This is a genomic window from Ruegeria sp. AN6, assembly GCF_056540425.1.
Genome location: NZ_JBQFWR010000001.1, coordinates 420,355 through 438,148 on the forward strand (window position 1 = coordinate 420,355; position 17,794 = coordinate 438,148).

At 54.7% G+C, this 17,794-nt stretch carries 19 protein-coding genes; 18 read left to right on the top strand and 1 reads right to left on the bottom strand.

Annotated elements, in window-relative coordinates:
- The first annotated feature begins 70 nt into the window (after nucleotides 1-70).
- From ACR0MQ_RS02065 to ACR0MQ_RS02145, 17 genes are all read left to right on the top strand, one after another.
- Nucleotides 71-862 (top strand): DUF2182 domain-containing protein, encoded by a 792-nt coding sequence (locus tag ACR0MQ_RS02065; RefSeq protein WP_480605534.1) that lies wholly within the window; start codon nucleotides 71-73, stop codon nucleotides 860-862.
- Nucleotides 863-866: 4 nt separating this feature from the next.
- Entirely contained in the window at nucleotides 867-1,571 is a 705-nt protein-coding gene (locus ACR0MQ_RS02070; RefSeq protein ID WP_010439955.1) for a DUF1326 domain-containing protein, read from the top strand.
- Nucleotides 1,571-2,077: a DinB family protein gene (locus tag ACR0MQ_RS02075; protein WP_480605537.1), complete on the top strand. Its 507-nt coding sequence runs from the start codon at nucleotides 1,571-1,573 to the stop codon at nucleotides 2,075-2,077. Before ACR0MQ_RS02070 ends, ACR0MQ_RS02075 begins: the two co-directional genes overlap by 1 nt.
- Before the next feature lies 1 nt (nucleotide 2,078).
- Nucleotides 2,079-3,173, top strand: coding sequence for a dimethylsulfoniopropionate demethylase (locus ACR0MQ_RS02080; protein ID WP_480605539.1), 1,095 nt, complete (start codon nucleotides 2,079-2,081; stop codon nucleotides 3,171-3,173).
- A 49-nt stretch (nucleotides 3,174-3,222) separates the two neighbouring features.
- Nucleotides 3,223-4,218, top strand: a complete 996-nt coding sequence (acuI, locus tag ACR0MQ_RS02085) for an acryloyl-CoA reductase (protein WP_480605542.1) — start codon at nucleotides 3,223-3,225, stop codon at nucleotides 4,216-4,218.
- A 186-nt stretch (nucleotides 4,219-4,404) separates the two neighbouring features.
- Entirely contained in the window at nucleotides 4,405-4,968 is a 564-nt protein-coding gene (frr, locus tag ACR0MQ_RS02090; protein ID WP_480605544.1) for a ribosome recycling factor, read from the top strand.
- Between the two features lie 9 nt (nucleotides 4,969-4,977).
- Nucleotides 4,978-5,709 (top strand): isoprenyl transferase, encoded by a 732-nt coding sequence (locus ACR0MQ_RS02095; protein ID WP_170770779.1) that lies wholly within the window; start codon nucleotides 4,978-4,980, stop codon nucleotides 5,707-5,709.
- Nucleotides 5,706-6,488 carry a phosphatidate cytidylyltransferase gene (locus ACR0MQ_RS02100; RefSeq protein WP_480605547.1) on the top strand — a complete coding sequence of 261 codons (783 nt, stop codon included), beginning with the start codon at nucleotides 5,706-5,708 and terminating at the stop codon, nucleotides 6,486-6,488. The genes ACR0MQ_RS02095 and ACR0MQ_RS02100 overlap by 4 nt, the downstream gene beginning before the upstream one ends.
- On the top strand, nucleotides 6,488-7,660 hold the full coding sequence (dxr, locus tag ACR0MQ_RS02105; RefSeq protein WP_480605548.1) for a 1-deoxy-D-xylulose-5-phosphate reductoisomerase: 1,173 nt from the start codon (nucleotides 6,488-6,490) through the stop codon (nucleotides 7,658-7,660). Before ACR0MQ_RS02100 ends, dxr begins: the two co-directional genes overlap by 1 nt.
- Nucleotides 7,661-7,665: 5 nt before the next feature.
- Complete coding sequence (gene rseP / locus ACR0MQ_RS02110; RefSeq protein WP_170770785.1) at nucleotides 7,666-9,018, top strand: RIP metalloprotease RseP; 1,353 nt, start codon at nucleotides 7,666-7,668, stop codon at nucleotides 9,016-9,018.
- A 347-nt stretch (nucleotides 9,019-9,365) separates the two neighbouring features.
- A complete protein-coding gene (gene bamA / locus ACR0MQ_RS02115; protein ID WP_480605551.1) occupies nucleotides 9,366-11,726 on the top strand; it encodes an outer membrane protein assembly factor BamA in 2,361 nt (786 codons plus the stop codon).
- A gap of 72 nt (nucleotides 11,727-11,798) precedes the next feature.
- Nucleotides 11,799-12,317: an OmpH/Skp family outer membrane protein gene (locus tag ACR0MQ_RS02120; protein WP_480605554.1), complete on the top strand. Its 519-nt coding sequence runs from the start codon at nucleotides 11,799-11,801 to the stop codon at nucleotides 12,315-12,317.
- A 72-nt stretch (nucleotides 12,318-12,389) separates the two neighbouring features.
- On the top strand, nucleotides 12,390-12,863 hold the full coding sequence (gene fabZ, locus ACR0MQ_RS02125; protein ID WP_010439978.1) for a 3-hydroxyacyl-ACP dehydratase FabZ: 474 nt from the start codon (nucleotides 12,390-12,392) through the stop codon (nucleotides 12,861-12,863).
- Nucleotides 12,860-13,645 carry an acyl-ACP--UDP-N-acetylglucosamine O-acyltransferase gene (lpxA, locus tag ACR0MQ_RS02130; protein ID WP_170770788.1) on the top strand — a complete coding sequence of 262 codons (786 nt, stop codon included), beginning with the start codon at nucleotides 12,860-12,862 and terminating at the stop codon, nucleotides 13,643-13,645. The genes fabZ and lpxA overlap by 4 nt, the downstream gene beginning before the upstream one ends.
- A 3-nt stretch (nucleotides 13,646-13,648) precedes the next feature.
- A complete protein-coding gene (locus ACR0MQ_RS02135; RefSeq protein WP_170770790.1) occupies nucleotides 13,649-14,443 on the top strand; it encodes a UDP-2,3-diacylglucosamine diphosphatase LpxI domain-containing protein in 795 nt (264 codons plus the stop codon).
- Nucleotides 14,443-15,600 carry a lipid-A-disaccharide synthase gene (gene lpxB, locus ACR0MQ_RS02140; RefSeq protein ID WP_170770792.1) on the top strand — a complete coding sequence of 386 codons (1,158 nt, stop codon included), beginning with the start codon at nucleotides 14,443-14,445 and terminating at the stop codon, nucleotides 15,598-15,600. The genes ACR0MQ_RS02135 and lpxB overlap by 1 nt, the downstream gene beginning before the upstream one ends.
- Complete coding sequence (locus tag ACR0MQ_RS02145; protein ID WP_170470071.1) at nucleotides 15,600-16,181, top strand: cadmium resistance transporter; 582 nt, start codon at nucleotides 15,600-15,602, stop codon at nucleotides 16,179-16,181. The genes lpxB and ACR0MQ_RS02145 overlap by 1 nt, the downstream gene beginning before the upstream one ends.
- On the opposite strand, the gene mnmA is transcribed toward ACR0MQ_RS02145, so the two are convergent.
- Complete coding sequence (gene mnmA / locus ACR0MQ_RS02150) at nucleotides 16,178-17,323, bottom strand: tRNA 2-thiouridine(34) synthase MnmA (protein ID WP_170539558.1); 1,146 nt, start codon at nucleotides 17,321-17,323, stop codon at nucleotides 16,178-16,180. The two genes, ACR0MQ_RS02145 and mnmA, sit on opposite strands and share 4 nt — an antisense overlap.
- Before the next feature lie 130 nt (nucleotides 17,324-17,453).
- On the opposite strand from mnmA, the gene sciP reads away from it, so the two are divergent.
- Nucleotides 17,454-17,747 (top strand): CtrA inhibitor SciP, encoded by a 294-nt coding sequence (gene sciP / locus ACR0MQ_RS02155; RefSeq protein ID WP_480606154.1) that lies wholly within the window; start codon nucleotides 17,454-17,456, stop codon nucleotides 17,745-17,747.
- The last annotated feature ends 47 nt before the right edge of the window (nucleotides 17,748-17,794 follow it).

Below are 17,794 nucleotides of genomic sequence, written 5' to 3' on the forward strand. Positions count from 1 at the left end.
AAATTTTTATTTGTCTGACATTTAAAAGTCTGACATTTGAAAAGCAAGAGAGTTGAGTCGGGAGAGGCAAGTGAGTCGCTCAGTTTTCCGCAGCGCGCTTTGGTTGGGCTTCTACATCGCGATCATTTGGGCGTGGTGGATGATGGTCTCGATGAGCCGCGATATGGATTTGGACTGGATCGGGCGGCCCGGCCCGATGGGACAGGCCATGGCGGCGATGGACCCGCGCATGGATATGTATATGCCCATGGCCGAGTTTGGCCCGCTGTTCTGGATGTGGGCGATCATGATGGCGGCAATGATGCTGCCAACACTAGTCCCCACATTGCGCAGTTACGATGATCTGATCCGCAGCGCGAATGGCACGCGGGCAGGGTGGCTGGGCGTTCTATCCGGGTACTTCATAGTTTGGGTGGGTTTTGCTGCGTTGATCACCGGCCTGCAGCTGGCACTGCTGTTCGGAGGTGCGGTTGATATGCTGGGCATCGCCAAATCGCCCTACTTGGCTGCAGGCCTCCTTATGGCAGTGGGCGCGTTCCAATTCACCCGTGCAAAAGAGGTCTGCCATGGCGTTTGTCATGCGCCCATGATGTATTTTCTGGGACATTGGAAAGCGGGTTTCTCAGGCGGCCTGCGCATAGGCCTTGGGTTGGGTGCATTTTGCGTTGGCTGTTGCTGGGGCTTCATGGCTCTGGGCTTTGTGGGCGGCGTCATGAGCCTGCTGTGGATGGGGCTGGCGACGCTGTTCATGGTTTTGGAAAAACTACCCCAAATCGGACACGTAGTGACCCGGCCGATGGGGTTCATCTTAATAGCGGGCGGTCTGGCACTGCTCGTACATCACATTACTTACGGAGGATAGGTCTATGGCTAAGAACAGAAAACCGGATGCGGATAAGCTGCCGGTCAGTCAGAGAATTGACAGCCGAATGCCCAATCCCAAGCGCCGAGAGATGAGCCCGACCGACTGGGCAGTCAAGGGTGAACTGATCCTGAACTGCTCCTGCGATGTGTTTTGTCCTTGCGTCGTCTCGCTAGGCGCACACCCTCCGACCGAAGGGCATTGCCATGCGTGGATGGGTATCGTGATCGACGAAGGCCACTACGAAGGCGAAGATCTGTCAGGCCTCAACGTCGGGCTGTTGGTCGATATCCCCGGGCGCATGGGAGAGGGCCAGTGGAAAGTCGCGGCTTATGTCGACGAACGCGCTAGTGGGAAGGCCTATAACGGGTTGCTGCAAATATTCAGCGGGCAGGCAGGCGGCACTACCGGTCTGTTCACCATGTTGGTTAGTGAAATCATCGGGGCAGAGCGTGCACCGGTTCAAATCGAGCGAGATGGGACAAAGCGCCGGATCATGATCGGGCGGAAAATTCAAGGCGAGATCGAGATGCTGGCTGGTAAAGACCCTGAGCATCCAGTGATGGTTTCAAACTCGAAATACTGGATGGGCCCGGACATCATCGTGGCCAGAGGAACGAAATCCAAGGTACGTGATTATGGTCGCGTCTGGGACTTTGGCGGGAAATCAGCCGAGATTTGCCCCATCGACTGGCACGGGCCAAAGTAATGATCACCGGTGCCTATGCCCGTGAGATGGCGCGTTATAGTCGATGGGAGAACAGTCAGTTAAAGGGTTTTCTTAAGGCTCTTTCCGACGAAGAACTGACGCGGAAACGGGGCGTCTTTTTCGGTTCAATCATGGGAACAGCCAATCACCTGCTTTGGGGGGACTGGATCTGGATCTCACGGTTCGACAAAGGCCCTGGACCAGGCGGTGGCATCCCAGAGAGCGTGTCAATCTGCGCTGGTTTGTCCGACTGGTTGCCGCTGCGGGATACCATTGACGATCGGATTACTAGGTGGAGCGAAACGTTGGGAGACGACGAACTTACGGGCCCATTCACATGGTATTCCGCTGCAAAAGAAGAAGATGTAACAAAGCCTTATGCGCAATGCATCATTCACATGTTCAATCACCAGACGCATCATCGCGGACAATTGCACCAAATGCTGACCGAGGCAGGCTCTGATGCGCCTGTGAGCGATCTTGTCTTTCTGCCAGAGGATTTCTGACATGGCAGTCATTACGCCGAACCGACGCGTGCGCAAAACCCCGTTTACTCCGGGTGTCGAAGCCGAAGGGGTCAAGGGATACACTGTCTATAATCACATGCTTCTGCCTACAGTCTTCGAAAGTGTCGAGGCTGATGCTGCGCATCTGAAAAAGCATGTGCAGGTTTGGGATGTCTCGTGTGAGAGACAGGTTCTGATCAAAGGCCCGGACGCGCTGCGACTGATGAAAATGCTCAGCCCGCGCGATATGGACAAGATGCAGACGGATCAGTGTTATTATGTGCCGATCGTTGACCAAAATGGCGGTATGCTGAATGACCCGGTGGCGATCAAACTGGCAGATGACCATTACTGGCTTTCCGTCGCTGATGGAGATCTTTGGCAATTTGCTCTGGGCATCGTGCTTGCCCTGGAGCTGGATGTCGAAGTTTCCGAACCAGACGTGTCTCCGCTAGCCGTTCAAGGCCCTAGGGCAGATGATCTGATGGCACGGGTATTTGGAGAAGATGTCAGGGACATAAAATTCTTCCGATACAAGAGGTTGCCCTTCGAAGATACATCGTTTGTCATCGCCCGATCCGGCTGGTCGAAACAAGGTGGGTTCGAGATCTATGTCGAAGGGGCGGATTACGGAATGCCGCTTTGGGACACGTTGTTCGCAAATGGTCGCGACCTGAATGTACGTGCGGGTTGCCCCAACGGGATTGAACGGATCGAGAGTGGCCTATTGAGTTTTGGGTCGGATATGCGACGCGAGAACACTCCTTATGAATGCGGGCTTGAGCGCTTTTGCAATTCTCCGCTTGATTACATCGGTAAGGCCGCTTTGGCGGATCAGGCAGAAAACGGGCCGCCCAGACAAATCCGTCCGCTGACTATCGAGGGCGAGATCGGTCCGTGCACCGAATCCTGGCCTTTGATGGCTGAGGGTCGTCAGGTGGGGCAAGTGGCCTCTGCTGCATATTCGCCCGAGTTCGAGGTGAACGTCGCCATAGGGATGGTGGACCGGTCGCATTGGGCACCCGGCACACGGATCGAGTTGATGACTGAACACGGTATGCGATGGGCCGTCGTACAAGAGAAATTCTGGCGCTGAGCCCTGTATCTGAGGACATGCCCATACGGGCTACTAAAGGAGTAAGTTTATGTTTAATTCACTCGTCGTTGAAAAAGATGAAGAAAGTGGCCTCGCAAGCGCCTCGGTAAAACAGATATCTCTGGATGATTTGCCGGATGGAGAAGTGACTGTTGCTGTCGAATATTCAACAGTTAACTACAAAGACGGGCTGTGTATGTCGCCAAAGGGTGGCGGCTTGGTGCGGAGTTATCCGCATGTCCCGGGTATCGATTATGCGGGCACCGTCGAGCAATCCTCTGATAATCGCTATAAACCCGGTGACAAAGTCGTTTTGACGGGCTGGCGCGTGGGTGAGGCGCATTGGGGCGGGTATTCTCAGAAGGCCAATGCCCGTGCAGATTGGCTGGTTCCTTTGCCGCAGGGTTTGGATACGCGACAGGCGATGGCGGTTGGCACCGCAGGATTTACGGCCATGTTAGCCGTCATGGCGTTGGAAGATCATGGAATGCAGCCGGGCCATGGCCCGGTGCTAGTCACGGGTGCCGCAGGCGGCGTGGGTTCGGTCGCCACTGCCATTCTGGCTCATCTGGGATATGAGGTCGCAGCAGTAACCGGTCGCCCGGATACCGCTGACTACCTAAAGTCTTTGGGTGCAACCACAATTGTTCCGCGCGACGAATTGAACGAAACCACCAAGCGTCCGCTGGAAAGTGAAACCTGGTCCGGGTGTGTTGACGCAGTGGGTGGCGCCATGCTCGCCCGCGTATTGGGTCAGATGAAATATGGGGCATCAGTTGCTGCCGTTGGACTTGCCGGAGGTGCGGGTTTGCCTGCGACTGTGATCCCATTTCTACTGCGTGGCGTGAATCTGTTGGGTATCGACAGCGTCATGCAGCCCTATGACAACCGTGTTCGCGCTTGGCAGCGTATTGCTACCGATCTGCCCATGGAAAAGCTTGAGGCCATGATTCACCCAGCAACACTGTCTGATCTGCCGCAATTGGGCGCGGATATTCTGCAGGGACAAGTCAAAGGTCGCGTCGTAGTCGATGTGAACATCTGATATTGATTGTACCAAGAAGAATCCGACCGAATTCAGTGTTCGGTCGGTCCCTTGGTCGCGATTGGGGCCGGAATGCCGGAAACAGTTCTGGTCATTGCCACAATTCATCCGCATGATTGCTATACATCCCAATTGTGATGGCTTAAGACCCATCCAAACATCACCTGAAGACGGGGAGTGAGCAGCATGTCTGATGATTTCATACTCGACACCGATGATCTGAAACGCCGTATGGACGGCGCAATGGCCAACCTCAGAACCGAATTCGCTTCATTGCGGACCGGGCGCGCTTCGGCCTCGATGCTTGAGCCCGTGATGGTTGACGCGTATGGCTCGATGACCCCAATCAATCAGGTCGGCACCGTAAACGTCCCCGAACCACGTATGGTTACCGTAAATGTCTGGGACAAAGGTCTTGTGGGCAAAGTTGAAAAAGCAATTCGTGAAAGCGGGCTTGGTATCAATCCACAGCTGAATGGCACGATCATCATGCTGCCGATTCCTGAGTTGAACGAGGAACGCCGGCGTGAATTGGGCAAGGTTGCAGGCCAATACGCCGAAAGCGCGCGTGTTTCGATCCGGAACGTGCGCCGCGACGGTATGGACCAGATCAAGAAAGCCAAAGCCGATGGCATGTCCGAGGATGATCAGAAATTCTGGGAGGTAGAAGTGCAGGAGCTGACCGACACGATGATCAAATCCGTCGATGAGGCACTTGAGACCAAGCAAGCCGAGATTATGCAGGTCTGAGACTCGGTCATGCCAAAGGATCCCGATAACGCTTTGCAAACCGGTCCGCGCCATGTGGCCATTATCATGGACGGCAATGGTCGATGGGCTCAGGCACGGGGACGGCCTCGGTTGTTTGGCCATCACGCAGGCGCGCGGCGTGTTCGTGAGGTGGTCGAGGCCTGCCCAGGGCTCGGGATCAAATATCTGACGATCTTTGCGTTTTCGACCGAAAATTGGAAGCGTACGCAGGTGGAGGTTGCAGGCCTCATGAGCCTGTTCCGACGCTATATTGTCAAAGAAACCAATACTCTAAAGAACAACGGTATCCGGGTGCGATTTATCGGTGACCGCGTACGTTTGGATGCCAAACTTACCGAGCTGATGGATACGCTTGAACGTGAAACGCAGGATAATGATCTGGTCCATCTGACAGTCGCCTTGAACTATGGCGGTCGAGATGAGGTTGCTCGCGCAACCAAACGTTTGGCACGTGACGTGGCCGAAGGTGTTTTGCGTCCCGAAGATGTGGACGAAGAAACTCTGCCCAAATATCTGGACACGCGGGTTCTGCCGGACCCTGATCTGGTAATCCGTACCAGTGGTGAAGCCCGAATTTCGAATTTCTTGCTCTGGCAATCTGCCTACTCAGAGTATGAATTCATAGATACATTGTGGCCCGACTTTACTGCTGCCGAGTTGGAACGCTTATGCCTGAACTATGGATCGCGTGAACGGCGATTTGGGGCGGTTCCGGCATGAGTGATGGCCGATGGTCTGATCTGACCGCTCGGGTTTTGTCAGCGTCCGTGTTGGTCCTCATAGCGGCCATCATGGTGTGGCTGGGTGGATTTTGGTTCGAGGCATTTATTGCCACTGCGTGCGGGCTCATGACGTGGGAGCTGGTGCGGATTGTGGACCCTCAGCAACGAGGTGTCGCGATTCAGCTTGCGATATTGACCGGTGTCGCCGTTGTTCTGAGTTACCATTTGCCGCCGCTGTATAAAATTCCATTTTTGTTGGCACCTGCTTTGGTTGGCGCGGGTCAAATCAAGTGCGCGCGTGGTACCTACGCGCTTTTTGCGATCTGGATAGCGACTTCGGGTCTGGGGTTTATCTCGATACGCGAAAGCTTGGGGTTTGGATGGATGGTGTGGCTGATCCTTGTTGTCATAGCGACGGATGTTGCCGGGTATTTTGTGGGCAAAACGCTTGGTGGACCTAAGTTTTGGCCAAAGGTCAGCCCCAAGAAAACATGGTCCGGAACGATAGGGGGATGGGTCGCCGCAGGAATAGTTGGTACATTATTTGCGTTCTACGCGGGTTTTGGTTTGGCTTTCGTAGTTGTATCGGTTCTCGCCTCTATGGCGAGCCAGATCGGCGATATCGTCGAAAGCTCAACAAAACGCAGGTTTGGAGTTAAGGACAGTTCGAACTTGTTACCTGGTCATGGTGGCTTTCTGGACCGGTTCGACGGGATGATGGGGGCCTCGGTCTTTGTCCTGTTGGCAGGGTTGCTTTATGCACCCGGAGGCATGTGATGCGAAAGGTATCGATATTCGGCGCGACGGGATCGATCGGGCAGAACACGCTTGATCTGATTTCGAGGAATCCGAATGCCTATGATGTCGTCGCGCTGACCGGTGGCGGCAATATTTCGAAATTGGCGCAAGATGCGGTCCGTCTGGGAGCAGATGTTGCTGTCACCGCGTTTGATGACAGGTTGGATGACCTGCGTTCAGCCTTAGCCGGAAGCGGTGTTCAAGCGGCTGCGGGGCAGGCGGCTTTGATCGAGGCAGGTGCGCGCCCTGCAGATTGGGTTATGTCAGCGATTGTCGGCGCTGCGGGACTTGCTCCGGGGATCGAAGCCCTTAAGCAAGGCGCGACGCTTGCGCTGGCGAACAAGGAAACGCTGGTATGTGCAGGACCTTTGGTACTGGAGACTGCGCAGAACTACGGCGCAAGGCTACTTCCTGTCGATAGTGAACATTCGGCAGTCTTTCAGGCCCTTGTTGGCGAAGACATGACAAGCGTCGAGCGGATTATTATCACGGCAAGCGGTGGCGCATTTCGGGATTGGCCGCTGAGTGATCTGGCGAACGCAACTGTCGAACAAGCGTCAAACCATCCGAATTGGAACATGGGGCAGCGAATTACAATCGACAGTGCTTCTATGTTCAATAAAGCACTGGAAGTCATAGAAACAAAAGAATACTTCGGCATTCAGCCCTCTGAAATCGAAGTTCTGGTGCACCCCGAATCTATTGTTCACGCGATGGTTGGGTATCGGGATGGTGCCGTGATGGCACACATGGGTGCGCCCGATATGCGCCATGCCATCGGATACGCATTGCACTGGCCCGAGCGGCTTGATCTACCTGTCGCAAGGCTTGATCTGGCTCAATTGGGGCAATTGAGCTTCAGCGCTCCAGATGAGGCCCGGTATCCTGCGTTGCGTCTCGCACGCGAAGTGATGCAACGCGGCGGATTGTCGGGTGCGATCTTCAATGCCGCAAAAGAGCGCGCGCTGGACCACTTTATCGCCCGTAGAATTCGGTTTCTGGATATGGCTGACGCAGTTTCGTCGGTTTTGGAGCGATTTGAGGCGACAGATGGCCTTATTGATGCTCAGTTGACTCTTGATAATGTACAGCAAACGGACCATCTCGCACGTCAGTGGGTCGATGAAACCGTATTGGAACGAGCAGGATAATACCTTTGGACATACTCTCTTTGATCCCGCAATTCGGCAATCTTCTCTATACGATAGTTGCCTTTGTTATTGCGCTTTCAGTGATTGTCGCTGTGCATGAATACGGTCATTACATTGTCGGGCGCTGGTCGGGCATTCATGCCGAAGTGTTTTCGATCGGCTTCGGTCCGGTTCTGTGGAGCCGGGTAGATAAGCGCGGCACACGGTGGCAGGTCGCGTTGCTTCCATTTGGCGGATACGTCAAGTTTTTGGGGGATGCCAACGCTGCGTCTGGCAAAGATACGGATGCGATGAACGAAATAGTCGAGCAGAGCCCGGAAGAATTGCGTCGAACGATGCATGGGGCACCGCTGTGGGCACGTACCGCCACTGTGGCGGCTGGGCCTATATTCAACTTCGCGATGTCGATCCTGGTTTTTGGATTTGTGTACTGGTCGCAAGGCGTATCACGAGAACCTTTGACAGTCGGTTCCTTGCAGCCGCTCCCCGGAGTCGAGCAGGGGTTGCTTGAAGGGGACGAAATTGTTGCGATTGCAGGCGTGCCGACACCGGATTTTGATAATGCAGGCAGTTGGTCGGATTTCGTTGATGCTCTGCCCGTACAGCCTGAACTGGACTATACTGTAATCCGGGACGGTGAGACCATCGATGTTTCTGCCCCGTGGCTGTTTCCAGCGTTGATCCAGCAGGTTACACCACGCAGCGCTGCAATGGACATACAATTGCAGCAGGGCGACGTAATTACAGCGATCGATGGCGACCCAATTTTCAATTTCGAACAATTGAAAGAACGTGTCGAAAGCTCGGACGGGCGCGTGTTGCTTCTGGACGTTTGGCGCAATGGAACCGAGCTTGAATTTGCGCTGGCCCCCAGACGTACCGACGAGCCGAAAGCAGATGGAGGTTTTGTGACCCACTGGCGGATCGGGATCGTTCGGGGAATGATGTTTGAACCTCAGACTGTTCCCGCCGGCATCTGGGATTCCGTAAAAACCGGTTTTGCTCAGACCGGACGCATTATCGAAGGGTCATTGTCAGGTATGTGGCACATGATCACGGGGGCGATCAGCACGTGCAATATTTCCGGCCCGATCGGGATTGCGGAAACCTCTGGCGCGATGGCCAGTCAAGGCGCACAGAATTTCATCTTCTTTATCGCGGTACTTTCTACGGCGGTTGGGCTGCTGAACTTGTTCCCGATCCCAGCGCTTGATGGCGGACACTTGTTGTTTTACGCCTACGAAGCCGTCTCGGGCAAACCACCCAGTGACAATGCCCTGCGGATTTTGATGGGAATTGGGATAACGCTGATCCTTTCGTTGATGATCTTCTCTGTCAGCAATGACCTGTTCTGCTGAATAAGGCGTGACAGGCGCCATTTGGACGCAATATTGCCGCAATTGAAGCGTATCTTCATTGGTGTAATTCAATGAGCGGGCTTGAGAGCGATGACCGAAGCGTTGCAGAGATCTTACAAAAGCGTCAGCGTCCTTTTTCAGTTGAACTGGGATGTATTACTTAGCTTTGGCGTAACCGCCTTGGCATTGGCTGTAGGCGGATATCTCGTCGGTTTGTGATTCTTCAGACCAAGGCTATGAAAATGCAACGGCCCACCGGGCCGTTTTTTTGTGTTTGCTCTTTTGACATGGCTTCTCAATCCGGCTACTCAGCAACTACAGGCTGAGATTTCTGGGTAGTGATAAAAATGACTGATTGCAGGGGCACGAGCACATTCTGCGGCGCTCGAGGGCAGAAGACCAATATTTTGTGGCAGGCACTAACGCTCTTTTTTCTATTTGCTACACCGGGTTTGCTGGTATTACCGGATCCTGCTCAGGCGCAATCTTACACGATTAACCGCTTCGAGGTTGAAGGCAATCGACGGATCGAAACCTCGACAATCATCGCACGAACGGGAATCGAACCGGGGCAAACTGTCAGTGCCGGACAGATAAATGATGCTTTTCAGCGTTTGCTTGACAGTGGTGTTTTTGAAACAGTCGAACTGACTCCTCGCGGAAACACACTGGTTATTGCGGTTGAAGAGTACCCGACGATTAATCAGATCAGCATTGAGGGGAACCGTCGCGTTAAGGATGACGTACTGCTCGAGGCGATCTCATCCCAGACCCGCCGTGTCTTTACCCCGCAATTGGCAGAAGCCGACGCAGATTTGATCGCCGAGATCTATTCGGCGCAGGGCCGGGTGTCAGCAACGGTGATTCCACGCATCATCCGCCGAAATGACAATCGTGTGGATTTGGTTTTTGAGGTGGCCGAAGGCACCACCATCGAAGTTGAGCGCGTCAGCTTTGTTGGCAACCGTGCTTACTCGGACCGCCGCCTGCGTCGTGTGCTCGAGACCAAACAAGCAAATATTCTGCGGACTTTCCTGCGGGGCGACACGTTTATTGCTGATCGTATCGAATTCGATAAGCAGGTCATCCGCGATTTCTACCTTTCGCGCGGTTACATCGATTTCCGAGTAAACAGTGCCAATGTGGAATTCACGCGTGAACGGGATGCGTTTTTCCTGGTTATGAATATCACCGAAGGTCAGAGATTCGCCTTTGGTCAGATTTCAACTGTAAGCGAAATTCCTGGCGTCGATCCGGCACCCTATCAGGCAGCACTAAAGGTCAAGCCTGGTGTTATCTACTCGCCGACTTTGATTGAAAACTCGATTGCTCGACTTGAGCGTCTGGGTCTGAAACAGGGCGTTGATTTCTTGAGGGTTGAACCTCGGGTGACGCGCAACCCGCGTGATCTGACGCTGGATGTTCAGTTTGTCCTAACCCGCGGCCCGCGTATTTTTGTCGAACGCATCGACATCGAAGGCAATACCACAACACTTGACCGGGTGATCCGGAGGCAATTCGATACCGTGGAAGGTGACCCCTTCAATCCCCGAGAAATCCGTCAGAGCGCCGAACGTATTCGTGCGCTGGGCTTCTTCTCAACCGCTGATGTTGAAACCCGCGAAGGTACATCTCCAAGTCAGGTCATCGTTGATGTCGATGTTGAAGAACAACCAACCGGATCGCTTAGCCTGGGTGGTAGCTACTCAGTCTCGGACGGTTTCGGGATCGCCATTGGCCTGAACGAATCCAATTTCCTGGGCCGTGGCCAGAATCTAGGGATCACGCTTTCGACGGCTCAAGATTCTGAGCAGTATACAATTAACTTTACCGAACCTTATCTGCTGGGGCGGAAATTACGCTTTGATCTTGGGGTGGGTCTTGCAAGCACCAACTCAAGCTTTGCGAGTTACGACACCAAAACCGTCTTTTTTAATCCTCAGGTCAGCTATGCCATCGGCGAACTTTCAGCGCTGCGTTTGCGTTACGGCTGGAACCAAAGCGAAATGACCCAGCAGAGCAACGAGACCAATGGGGCGGTCATCGCTTCTGAAATTGCTCAGGGCAAAAGAACCAGCAGTTCGATTGGTGTTTCTTATGTGTACGACAGTCGATTGGGTGGCTTGAATCCCAATGCAGGCGTCTTGTTTGAGCTTGGCGTAGATGCAGCTGGATTGGGCGGCGACAACGAGTATATCAAGACCACAGCCCGCGCGATCGCTCAGAAACGCGTACTCAACGAGGAGGTCGTGCTACGGGCATCTCTGGAACTTGGCGCGCTCAACTGGACCGGGGATGATTTTAGCCGGACCATTGATCGATTTGTGCTTGGCCCGAACACGTTCCGTGGTTTCGAACCTGCCGGTCTTGGGCCGCGCGACCTTTCCAACGGTCAGGACGATGCCATCGGTGGTAACTATTATTGGGTTGCCCGGTTCGAGTCTGATTTCCCCTTAGGCTTGCCTGAAGAGCTCGGATTGCGGGGTGGTTTATTCTACGACGTAGGTAACCTTTACAACATCAACAACGTGGATACGTCGGGTGCCGATATCGTCGGAGCCAGCGGATCCATCCGCCATGTGGTCGGTGTCTCGGTTCTGTGGACAACGCCATTTGGTCCGCTGCGCTTCAACTTTTCACAAGCGCTGAAGAAAGAAGAGTTCGACAAGGAACAGAGCTTTGACCTGACCATTCAGGCACAGTTCTGATCCCAGATGTTGACTAAAGTTATGAATAATCTGCAGGGCCCGCTAAGGGCCCTGTGTGTTTGGGCGGCCCTGATGGCGCCAAGTCTATTGTTGGCGCAACAATTGGGCGTTCCGCAATCAGACGTACTTACCATTTCAAGTGAACGGCTATTTGCTGATTCTCGTTTCGGTCAGCGCATTTTTCGCGAGATTGAGGCCGAGAGCGCTCTGCTAGCGGATGAGAATGAGTTGATCGTGGCACAGCTCAGCAAAGAAGAGAAAGACCTGACGGACAAGCGCTCTGAAATGTCCGCCAGTGAATTTCGACCTTTGGCCGAGGCTTTCGATGAGAAAGTCCAGTCGCATCGGGATGGCCAACGAGCCAAACTGGATGCTTTGGCGCGGCACGGAGAAGAAGCACGCAATCAGTTCTTTGAGATGGCTCAACCTGTATTGATCGAACTTCTACGCGAATATGGGGCGTCGATTGTCATCGAGCGTTCAAATGTTGTTCTCAGCTCGGATGCGTCGGATATTACCGATACCGCAATTGCCCGGATTGACGCGGCAATTGGCGACGGGTCTGCACTTGAAGACGCTAATGACGAATAGGCTGGCTTGCCCTTAAGTACGCGTATTGCTAACCACGCTTGAAAGAGACATCCAAAACAGGACATCCGCACCATGACCACGGAAACCCAGAGCGCCGACATTCAGCTGATTCAGCGTATATTGCCGCATCGCTATCCGTTTTTGCTGGTCGACAAGGTCGTGGATATTGACGGCTATCAATCTGCAGTTGGCATCAAGAATGTCACTATGAACGAGCCGCATTTTCAGGGTCATTTTCCTGGCACGCCGATCATGCCCGGTGTGACCATTGTCGAAGCGATGGCGCAGACTGCAGGTGTCATGTTGGGTGTTGGTATGGACGTGATCGACAGTGAATTGCTGATCTATTTCATGAACATCGACAAATGCAAATTCCGCCGCAAAGTCGTGCCCGGTGACGTGCTTGAGATGCATGTCGAAACTGTGCGTGGCAAGAAAGGCGGCAAGATCTTCAAGTTCAGTGGTCGCGCGACCGTTGAGGGTGAGGTCGCCGCCGAAGCCGAATTTTCGGCCTATGTCGACTGGGACATGGAAAAGACAACATGAGCGGCATTCATCCCAGCGCCATTATCGAAGACGGTGCGCAGATCGGGCAGGGCTGCACGATTGGTCCGTTCTGCCATATCGGGCCGTCCGTCCGTCTAGGCGATCGGGTTGAGCTCAAGTCCCATGTGGTAGTCACCGGCGATACCTCAATTGGTGACGACACAGTGATCTTCAGCTTTGCTGTTGTCGGCGAAATCCCACAAGACAAAAAGTTTGGCGGCGAAAATACACGGCTTGAAATCGGTGAACGCAATCGCATTCGCGAGCACGTCACCATCAATACCGGCACGGATGGCGGCGGTGGCGTCACGCGGATTGGTGATGACTGCCTGCTGATGGCTGGAGTCCACGTTGCGCATGATGTGCAGATCGGTAACCGGGTCATTTTGGTGAACCATGCAGGCGCAGCAGGTCATTGCATTATCGAGGATGACGTCATCGTCGGTGGTATTTCGGGTCTGCATCAGTTCGTTCGCGTTGGTCGCGGGGCCATCATCGGTGCGCTGACTATGGTTCCGAACGACGTGATTCCATATGGTCTGGTTCAGGCACCACGCGGTGAGCTTGATGGATTGAATCTGGTTGGGTTGAAACGGCGCGGTGTCACGCGCGAAGATATCTCGGCGCTGCGCGCGGCATTCAAAGAGTTGTCGGAAGGTGACGGCACCTTCATGGATCGCGCCAATCGCTTGGGCGAGGAGGCCGACAACGAATATGTACGCCAGATTGTCGAGTTTGTGACGGGGCAATCGGACCGTTCCTTCCTGACGCCGAGGAAATAAGACATGTTGGCGCTGATCGCGGGAACTGGGGCATTGCCGGACGAGGTGGTTGCATGTTTGCCGAACCGACCTTTGATTTGCGCGCTGGAAGGGTTTGAGCCTGATAGGCTGAATGTTGACGTGGTCTTTCCGCTTGAGGAATTGGGCAGCTTTATCGCCGATCTGAAAGCGCGCGGCGTGACCGAGATTTGCATGGCCGGGGCTGTGCGCCGGCCCACCGTAAATCCTGCGCGCATTGATGCTGCGACGATGCCATTGGTCCCGATTTTACAAAAGGCCATTATGGCCGGTGATGACGGTGCCCTGCGCGCGGTTATCGGGATTTTTGAAGATTCTGATTTGACGGTCCGTGCCGCGCACGAGATCGCACCGGATTTGCTACCGCCGCTCGGCGCGCTGACTGAGGCACAACCCTCGGATACTGATCACGCAGATGCTGACCGTGCGGCAGGTATCCTGCGAAGCATGGGGACTGCAGATGTCGGTCAGGCATGTGTAGTGCTGAAAGGGCAAGCGCTAGCAATTGAGGGCATCTATGGTACTGCTTGGATGTTGCAGTCGCTGACCCAACGCCCTGACGCGGGTGGGGGTATTCTGTACAAAGGCCCCAAACCCGATCAGGACCGGCGCGCGGATATGCCTGCTATCGGACCCGGCACCGTATCGGGCGCGGTTGCGGCGGGCTTGTCAGGTATTGTCATCGAAAAGGGCGGTGTCATTGTCCTGCAACGGGACCGAGTGATTGAAGAGTGCAATCGCCTCGGTCTATTTCTCTACGTTCGCGAGCGCACCGTCTGATGCGCGTATTCTTGGTCGCCGGTGAACCGTCGGGCGACCGATTGGGCGCCGCTTTGATGGAGGGACTTAAAACCCTTTCGCCAGAGGTGCAGTTTGATGGGGTCGGCGGTCCACTGATGCAGGCGCAAGGACTGAGCAGCCGCTTTCCCATGTCCGAACTCAGCGTCATGGGATTGGTCGAGGTTCTGCCCAAGTTCTTTCACTTGAAGCGCCGGATCGCCGAGACCGCTCAGGCGGTTCTGGACACGCAGCCGGATGTGTTGATCACCATCGACAGTCCGGACTTCTCGCTGCGGGTCGCTAAACTGGTGAAGGCGTCCAGCAATATTCGAACCGTCCACTACGTTGCACCCAGCGTTTGGGCCTGGAGGCCCGGGCGCGCCGACAAAATGGCGAAGGTGATCGACCATGTTCTGGCGCTGCTGCCGTTTGAACCGCCCTATATGGAGCGGGTAGGGATGGAGTGTGATTTTGTCGGTCACCCCGTCGTCAACGAGCCGATTGCGTCTGAACCAGATATCAAGATATTCCGTGCGGATCATGACTTGGGCGACGCTCCAATTGTGCTCGCATTACCCGGCTCTCGGCGGGGAGAGGTCGAACGATTGGCCCCGATATTTGGCGCTGCTCTGCAAGAATTCCTGACAGATCGACCCGATACCCGTGTCGTTGTTCCAACCGTTGCGCATATGGTTGATGTGGTTGCCGAACAAGTTCGGGATTGGCCGGGCAATCCGATTGTTGTCGATCCGCGAAAGTTGCCATCGGACGAGGCACAGGCGCAGAAGAGGGCGGCCTTCGCGTCAGCCGATCTGGCATTGGCGGCATCGGGCACCGTGTCATTGGAACTGGCTGCACAGTCAACGCCGATGGTGATCGCTTATAATCTGAATTGGCTGACCACATTGATCGCGAAGCGCATGGTCAAGCTCGATACGGTGACGCTTGTCAATCTGGTCTCGGACACGCGTGCTGTACCTGAATGTCTGTTGGACGACTGCCAGCCGCTAAAGATCGCGGCAGCACTGGAAGAGGTTGCAGCTACGCCGGACGCCCAACATGAGGCTATGGCGATGACGATGGAGCGTCTTGGGCGGGATGGAGAGGCGCCGGGTCTGCGCGCGGCAAAAGCCGTTTTGGACAGAATGAACACGTGATGCTGGATCACGTGATCTTTGCCGCCTCTGCCTACATGGCACAGGTTCTGACTAACCTCGACAACCTCGCAGCGCTTGTTGCGCTGATGATGGTTTCCGGTCCGCGACGGACCGTTGCGGGGTTCCTGCTTGCGCAGATATTGATCATCGCCGCCGCCTTGTTGCTGGCTTTGGGTGTCGATGACGTGGTGCCACATTGGGCTGGCTATCTGGGTGTGATCCCGCTTGGCCTCGGCGTGATTGGGGTTATCCGGCAGTTTCGGGGATCAGAGACCGAGGAGGCACCGCAAGTATCCTCAGGTGCCTCAACCGTTGTAACGATGTTGCTGTTCATAAGCCTGTCGATGGATACGTTCGCTGTGCTCGCACCGCTTTTGGCAGACTCGGCCCCAAGCTACCGTATTGCAGGCGTTACAGGTGCGGTTGCTGCGGCCCTGACGCTAACCATGCTTGGTCTGCTAGGCGCGCGATCTCCGATCATGACCGGCGGGTTTGCGCGGCGACTTGAGAAACTGGTTCCTTACGTAATGATCTGTGCCGGTATCTATATCCTCAGCAATTCCTGGACTGACGCGATTTAATAACCGCGCCAGATCCAGCCACCGCCAAAGATGCGGCTTCCACCAGTTTCGTAAAACACACAAGCCTGACCCGGAGAGATACCTTCTTCGGGTGTAAACAGCTCAACCTCGGCCGTTGTGTCGGACAGAGGCCGAATGATCGCCTCGCGCGGCGGGCGGGTCGAACGGACCTTGACCGAAACATGCCATTCGTTTTTTGACGTGAAGGGTTCATCCCCAAGCCAATTGATTTCACGCACCGGAACGGTCCGTGTAGCCAACATCTCTTTGGGGCCGACGACAACCTGCTTTTTGTCGACGTCCAGCTTTACCACATACAACGGCTCGCTTAGGCCACCGATGCCAAGCCCGCGGCGCTGACCGATTGTATAGTGAATCACTCCATCATGCTGTGCCAGAACACGGCCATCGGCATGTACGATTTCACCCGGCTCTGCAGCACCTGGGCGCAACTTTTCGATTACGCTGGCGTAGTTGCCGTTCGGTACAAAGCAGATGTCCTGGCTGTCAGGTTTGTCCGCAACCGCCAACCCGTATTGCGCCGCCATCTCGCGCGTGGCGTCCTTGGAGGGCAGGTGCCCCAAAGGAAAGCGCAGGAAATCCAACTGCTCGGGCGTTGTCGAGAAAAGGAAATAAGACTGGTCGCGGTTGGCATCCTCAGCACTATGCAACTCGGCCCCATTGGTTCCCATCTTGCGCTGGATATAATGACCGGTGGCCATACAGTCGGCCTCTAGGTCCTTGGCGGTTTCCAACAGGTCCTTGAACTTCACCCGCTCATTGCAGCGGATACAAGGCACCGGAGTCGCTCCTGCCAGATAGCTGTCAGCGAATTCGTCGATTACAGCGTCTTTGAAGATGTTCTCATAATCCAAAACATAATGAGGGAAGCCTCGCTCTTCGGCCACGCGGCGCGCGTCGTGGATATCGATTCCCGCACAACAGGCACCTTTCTTGGCAAGCGCCGCACCGTGGTCGTAAAGCTGCAGCGTAACCCCTACAACGTCATAGCCCTGATCAGCCAGATAGGCCGCGACAACAGAGCTGTCCACGCCGCCAGACATAGCCACAACCACCCGCGTTTCCGAGGGCGGTTTGGCAAAGCCAAGCGAGTTTAGCGGGGTCTCGGTATCGAGGGCCATTGACGGTTCCAGTCCGGGTTAAGAAAGACCGGCAGAATATAGGAAAATTCTACACACTCTCAAGGGGCGGTTTCACACCGTTTTAAGTAGATTGGATGCAGCTTTGTCGCAGCAGAAGAAGGTGGAACAGATGTATTTGCACAAAGTGGAAGGTCCAAGATCGGTCACCTTTCCGGATGGAAGCGTGCTAACACGCGCCGATCTACCCCCGGCAGACACGCGGCGATGGGTAGCTTCGCGCAAAGTAGTTGTCGTGCGTGGAGTGCTTTACGGGCTGATTTCCCTGTCTGATGCAAAGAAACGCTACGGCATCAGCGATGAGGAATTCAATTCCTGGGTGTCAGCCGTCGCAGAGCACGGAATCGATGCGCTGAAGGTGACTGCATTAAAAAAATATCGACAACCTAAAGGAGAAGCTAAATAAATGATTCAACGGTAACGTCAGATTAACCATTTTTATTCAGGCTCAGA

What these genes read in the sequence shown, in the direction of transcription:
- ACR0MQ_RS02095 (WP_170770779.1), top strand. Translation starts at nt 4,978, where the DNA reads ATGCCAAAGGATCCCGATAACGCTTTGCAAACCGGTCCGCGCCATGTG.
- lpxB (WP_170770792.1), top strand. Translation starts at nt 14,443, where the DNA reads ATGCGCGTATTCTTGGTCGCCGGTGAACCGTCGGGCGACCGATTGGGC.
- ACR0MQ_RS02100 (WP_480605547.1), top strand. Translation starts at nt 5,706, where the DNA reads ATGAGTGATGGCCGATGGTCTGATCTGACCGCTCGGGTTTTGTCAGCG.
- ACR0MQ_RS02135 (WP_170770790.1), top strand. Translation starts at nt 13,649, where the DNA reads ATGTTGGCGCTGATCGCGGGAACTGGGGCATTGCCGGACGAGGTGGTT.
- sciP (WP_480606154.1), top strand. Translation starts at nt 17,454, where the DNA reads ATGTATTTGCACAAAGTGGAAGGTCCAAGATCGGTCACCTTTCCGGAT.
- bamA (WP_480605551.1), top strand. Translation starts at nt 9,366, where the DNA reads ATGACTGATTGCAGGGGCACGAGCACATTCTGCGGCGCTCGAGGGCAG.
- acuI (WP_480605542.1), top strand. Translation starts at nt 3,223, where the DNA reads ATGTTTAATTCACTCGTCGTTGAAAAAGATGAAGAAAGTGGCCTCGCA.
- ACR0MQ_RS02080 (WP_480605539.1), top strand. Translation starts at nt 2,079, where the DNA reads ATGGCAGTCATTACGCCGAACCGACGCGTGCGCAAAACCCCGTTTACT.
- frr (WP_480605544.1), top strand. Translation starts at nt 4,405, where the DNA reads ATGTCTGATGATTTCATACTCGACACCGATGATCTGAAACGCCGTATG.
- fabZ (WP_010439978.1), top strand. Translation starts at nt 12,390, where the DNA reads ATGACCACGGAAACCCAGAGCGCCGACATTCAGCTGATTCAGCGTATA.
- ACR0MQ_RS02145 (WP_170470071.1), top strand. Translation starts at nt 15,600, where the DNA reads ATGCTGGATCACGTGATCTTTGCCGCCTCTGCCTACATGGCACAGGTT.
- mnmA (WP_170539558.1), bottom strand. Translation starts at nt 17,323, where the DNA reads ATGGCCCTCGATACCGAGACCCCGCTAAACTCGCTTGGCTTTGCCAAA.
- ACR0MQ_RS02120 (WP_480605554.1), top strand. Translation starts at nt 11,799, where the DNA reads ATGGCGCCAAGTCTATTGTTGGCGCAACAATTGGGCGTTCCGCAATCA.
- lpxA (WP_170770788.1), top strand. Translation starts at nt 12,860, where the DNA reads ATGAGCGGCATTCATCCCAGCGCCATTATCGAAGACGGTGCGCAGATC.
- dxr (WP_480605548.1), top strand. Translation starts at nt 6,488, where the DNA reads ATGCGAAAGGTATCGATATTCGGCGCGACGGGATCGATCGGGCAGAAC.
- ACR0MQ_RS02070 (WP_010439955.1), top strand. Translation starts at nt 867, where the DNA reads ATGGCTAAGAACAGAAAACCGGATGCGGATAAGCTGCCGGTCAGTCAG.
- ACR0MQ_RS02075 (WP_480605537.1), top strand. Translation starts at nt 1,571, where the DNA reads ATGATCACCGGTGCCTATGCCCGTGAGATGGCGCGTTATAGTCGATGG.